Below are 5,087 nucleotides of genomic sequence, written 5' to 3'. Positions count from 1 at the left end.
GCGCCCGACAAGATCACCGACCCGGTCCAGGCTGGCCGCCAGATCGCGCAGGAACTGGGTATTCTCCGGCTCCCGCGTGACCAGCCGGCGGGCGATCTCCAGCCCGTCCGCATAGAGCTTGCCCGCCTGATCCGGATCGCGGCGCCCGACAAGATCACCGACCCGGTTCAGGCTGACCGACAGTTCGCGCAGGAACTGGGTATTCTCCGGCTCCCGCGTGACCAGCCGGCGGGCGATCTCCAGCCCCTCCGCATGGAGCTTGCCCGCCTGATCCGGATCGCGGCGCCCGACAAGATCACCGACCCGGTCCAGGCTGACCGACAGACAGCGCAGGAACAGGGTATTCTCCGGCTCCTGCTTGACCAGCCGGCGGGCGATCTCCAGGCTTTGTTCTGCGGCTGCCAGGGCCCTGTGCGGATCGCCGAAATTGGCCAGGGATTGCGCCCGCTCATCCAGGGCCGCGGCGCGGCTGCGCAGCAGGGCTTTATTGTCGCCATTGTCCGCCGCCAGCGTGTCCTGCAGGGTGATGGCGCGGTCGAGAATGGCGCGCACCAGTTGGTTGGGCAGGCCGCGGTTCTTAAATTTCTGCGCCAGATCGAACACCAGCGTATCGGCGGCCGCGGTGGCCTGGGCCAGGGTCCGTTCGGCCTGGCGGTAATAGTAATAGCTGACCCCGGCCCCGCCGGCGAAGATCAGCGCCGTGGCGGCCAGCGCCCCGGTCAGTGCGCGCCGCATCCGGCGTTCGCGCGCCCCCTCCGCCCGTTCCGCCATGTCGGAGGCAAGAATGAACGCCCGCTCCGCCTCGCCAAACCGGCCCGGATGGGCGTGCAGCCAGCTCCGGGCCCGGCCCAGGAACAGCCCGCGCAGCAACCCTTCTGGCTGGCGGTCCGGCGGCAGGGCTTGCCATTCCTTCAGATCGATGGCCAGACGTTCCCGCCCCAGCAGGAATTCCGTCTCCTCCCGCAGCCAGCCGGCCAACAGGGGCCAGACGCGGAACAGGGATTCGTGCGCCACCTCCACCTTGCCACCCAGGCCGCCATCCTCCTGCCCGCGCCGTACCAGCAGCCGCGCCGCCACCAATTGCTCGATCAGGGGCCGCGCCCGTTCCGGCAGGTCGGCCAGCCGGGCCGGCTGGCGGACGAAGGTGCCACCCGCACCCGTCAGGCGGACGAGAGCAGTGACGAAGGTTTCGCGCAGGGCCGCCTCATCCGCCTCCCGGTCGGCGGTGCTGCGCCCGGCACTCTCCAGTGCCGTCTCCGCCCGGCGGCGAATGTTATTATCCACCGGTGTCAGGCCCCTGGCCCGCTCCCCCAGGCTTTCATAGGCGGCCAGGGTCAGGCGGGCGTCGTCGCCGCGCCGGTCATACAGCTCCTCCAGCACCGCCGCCACCAGGGGCAGGGCGTCGCTGGTGGCGGCGTCCTGGATCAGTTGCGTCACCAACCCCTCTTCCACCGCCAGATGGGCGATGCGGGCGGGCTTGCGGACCAGATCGCCGATCCGCTCCAGCGGCATTTCATCCAGCAGCAGTGGTTTGTAAGGAACGGTCAGGGCCGGTTCCTGCTGCAAGCCCGGCAGATAGTCGGAGCGCAGGGTGCCCAGCGGCAGAAAGGGTGAATCCGCCGCCGCCATCCGGCTGAGCAGGGCCAGAAAGGCGGCCCGCTCCGCCGCCGGGGTCCGGGTGAGCACCTCCTCGAACTGGTCCAGTGGCACCAGGATGCTGGCATCGGGCTGCCCGTGATGGCGGCGGAGCTGGCGGGCCAGATCATACAAGTCGGCGGCCGGATCGGGGCTGCACAGGCGCCGCTGCCAGTCCGCGACCACGGCCGGGTCATCCGTCAGGGCGCGGGTCAGGCAATCCATCAGCGGGTCAAGCGGTTTGGCCCCGGGACGGATGGGGCGCAGCACGATCCAGTTGCCGGTATCGCGCCGCAGCCGGGGCAGCAGACCGGCGCGCAGGAACGAGGATTTGCCGCTACCCGACGGACCCAGGACGAAAAACAGCCGGGGTCCGCCATTGGTATGGCAGGCGCGCAGCTTTTCCAGCGCGGCGGCGATTTCCAGGTCGCGCCCGTAAAACACCGCCGCCTGCTCCTCAGCAAAGGGCGACAGGCCGGGGAAGGGCCGCACCCCGGTGGGCAGGTCGAACCCGTCCGGTGAGGAAAGTTGAGAGACGGTGCGCAATTCCCGCGCCAGCCGCTCCAGCCCGCCCTGGCGGTCACTGAGCAGGTCGATCCGCTGCAGGTCCTGGCCAACCAGTTGTTCGCCGGTCGGCGTATGGAGGATCGGGAATACTTTCTTGCCCAGGGCGCGGGCCTGGGCGTATTCGACGAAACACCATTTCGACGCCATCCAGTTCGGCGTCAGCACCAGCAGCATCGCCTGTGACCGCTCCACCTCCCGGTACAGGGTCTGTTCCCAGTTGGCGGCCGGCGGGATGCCGCTATCTTCGTCGAAATCCAGGAAGGTGAGGTCGGACCCTTGCTCCCCCAGCCATTGTTTCAGCGCCGCCGCCTTGGCATTGTCCCGGCTGGAGTGGGAGATGAATATCCGCGCCATCACGCCCCTGTTTGAAGGATCGGCTGTTTGATCCGCAATGCAGGATACAGGTCCGGCCGGTGCCCGGCAATCGTCGAGCGAAACAATCACCGTCATTTTACAACTTTCCGGCCTTGTCGCCGGAGATGGGCAGCCTTACCCTGCTGGCACCAGTCGGAAGGGAGCGTGTATGGAAACGCTGCGGATCTTCATCTCCTCGCCCGCCGATGTGCGGCCAGAGCGGCTGGTCGCCGAAACGGTGATCCGCCGGCTGGATCAGGAATTCGCCCACCATTTCCGGCTGGAACCGGTGCTGTGGGAGCGGGAGCCGCTGCTGGCCGCCCATCACTTCCAGGATCCGCACAATATTCCAAAGCCAAGCGGCACCGATATCGTGCTGGTCATCCTTTGGTCCCGCCTGGGCCTGCATCTGCCGGCCTCAGACTATGCCGGGGCGGTCAGTGGCCGGACGCCGGTGACCGGCACTGAATGGGAATTTGAAGACGCCCTTGCCGCCAGCAAGGGGCACGGGCGACCGGACCTGCTGGTCTATCGCAAAGATGCCAGGGTGATGGCCAGCCTGGATGATGACGCGGCGCTGGAGGAACAGCGGGCGCAAAGGCGGGCGCTGGAGGCGTTTACCAACCGCTGGTTCCTGGATGCGGAGAGCAAATCGGCCCTGGCCGCCTTCCATACCTTCGCCGACACCACCGGATTCGAGGAACAGGTCGCCCTGCATCTGCGCGGTCTGCTGCTGCGCCGACTTGAGGCGACAGGCGGCGATGCGACCGGCCCGGCGACCATCCGCTGGCACCAGGGCAGCCCGTTCCGCGGCCTGGAATCGTTCGAGCCGGAACATGCGCCCGTGTTCTTCGGCCGCATCCGCGCCCGTAACGATCTGCGCGACCTGCTGGCAAGGCGCAGCGCCGCCGGCAATGGCTTTGTCCTGGTCACTGGCAATTCCGGTTCCGGCAAATCTTCGCTGGTCAAGGCCGGGCTGTTGCCGCACTTGTCCCTGCCGGGGATGGTGGAGCGCGTGGCCCTGTGCCGCCATGCCATCTTCCGCCCCACCGATCCGCCGGTGCCGGGCCAGCCCCTGGCCACCCTGGCCGCCGCCATCCTGCGCGCCCTGCCGGAACTGGGGGGTCTGCGCTACACGGTGGAACACCTGCACGCCCAGCTTCTGCGTGACCCAGAGGGCGTGCCCTTCGTCATCGAACAGGGGCTTGACCAGGCCGGAAAGGCCGCCGGCCTGACCGAGATCGCCCGCTCCCGCTTGCTGCTGGTGCTGGACCAGCTGGAGGAACTGTTCACCGACCGCCGGATCGGCGATGACGCGCGCCGGGAATTTGTGCGGGTGCTGGCGCTGCTGGCCAAGGCCGGGCCGGTCTGGATCGTCGCCACCCTGCGCGCCGATTTCTATGACCGGATGCCAGCGCTGCCAGCGCTGTTATCCCTGTCCCGCGACGGGATCTATCTGCTGGAGCCGCCGCGGGGCGCGGAAATCGCCCAGATCATCACCCTGCCCGCCCGGGAGGCCGGGCTGCGTTTCGAGCGCAACGATGTCGGGATCGGTCTGGACGACGTGATCCGTGAGGATGCTGCCGCCGAAATCGGCAATCTGCCATTGCTGGAATATTGCCTGGACCAGCTTTGGCAGCGCCGCGACGAAACCGGAATGCTGCGTTTCGCCGCCTATGCGGAGATTGGCGGGCTGAATGGCGCCATCGCCCGCCGGGCCGAACAGGTGGTGGCGGCGGCCGAGCCGGCGGTGCGGGCGGCCCTGCCTGGGCTGCTGCGCGTCCTGGTCACCATCGGGCAGGACGCGGACAGCAAGCCCGCCGCCCGCTCCCTGCCGCTGGCCCAATTGCCGGAGGGGGACCCCCGCCGCACCCTGGCCGACGCGATGCTGCACCCGTCCGCCCGTCTGCTGGTGGCCGCCGCCGTGGAAAATGGCCCGCCGGTGCTGCGCCTGGCCCATGAGGCGCTGCTGACCCACTGGCCCGACGCCGTGGCGCTGGTGGAAAGGGACAGGGCGGATCTGTCCCTGCGCGCCCGGTTGGAGCAGGAGGCCACCCTGTGGCGATCCGCCGCCCCGGCCGACCGGCCCAGCCTGCTGCTTCGCCCCGGCAAGCCGCTGACCGATGCCAGGGATCTGCTGGCCCGGCGGCGGGCGGATCTGGGGCCGGAACTGGTGGAGTTCATTGAGGCGTCGGTGACGGCGGAGCAGCGCGAGGCGGAGCAGCAGCGGCGGGTCCGGCGGCAGCAATTGCTGTGGACCCGGGCGGCGGCGACGATCCTGGGCCTGCTGATGCTGGCGACGGCGGGATTTGGCTGGCAGGCCTGGGACAGCGGCCAGGTGGCCCGGCTGGCCCTGGCCCGGATATTTGTCGATCAAGCCTTCGCCCAGATGGAAAAAGGGGACTACCCCTTTGCCGCCCGCCTGGGGCTGGCCGCCCGCCGGATTGCCGGGGATGGGCTGGCGGAGCAGGCCGGCGTGCGGGATTCGCTCGGCGCTCTCTTGCAAATGGCCGGAGAAAGCAAGGCTTTGG

General features: G+C 68.9%; 2 protein-coding genes. One reads left to right on the top strand and one right to left on the bottom strand.

Annotated elements, in window-relative coordinates; translation table 11 throughout:
• The coding region (locus G473_RS0124150; protein ID WP_029015211.1) for a toll/interleukin-1 receptor domain-containing protein at positions 1-2,556 on the bottom strand (2,556 nt) is incomplete at its 3' end.
• Between the two features lie 169 nt (positions 2,557-2,725).
• Here G473_RS0124150 and G473_RS30710 point away from each other — a divergent pair.
• Positions 2,726-5,087, top strand: a 2,362-nt coding sequence (locus tag G473_RS30710; RefSeq protein ID WP_161631041.1) for an ATP-binding protein, incomplete at its 3' end; no start/stop codon positions are given.

The sequence above is a fragment of the Niveispirillum irakense DSM 11586 genome, from assembly GCF_000429645.1.
In the GTDB taxonomy this organism is placed as follows: Bacteria; Pseudomonadota; Alphaproteobacteria; order Azospirillales; family Azospirillaceae; genus Niveispirillum; species Niveispirillum irakense.
The sequence above is the reverse complement of the archived record's forward strand: the minus strand, read 5'-3'. Positions and strand labels throughout refer to the sequence as shown.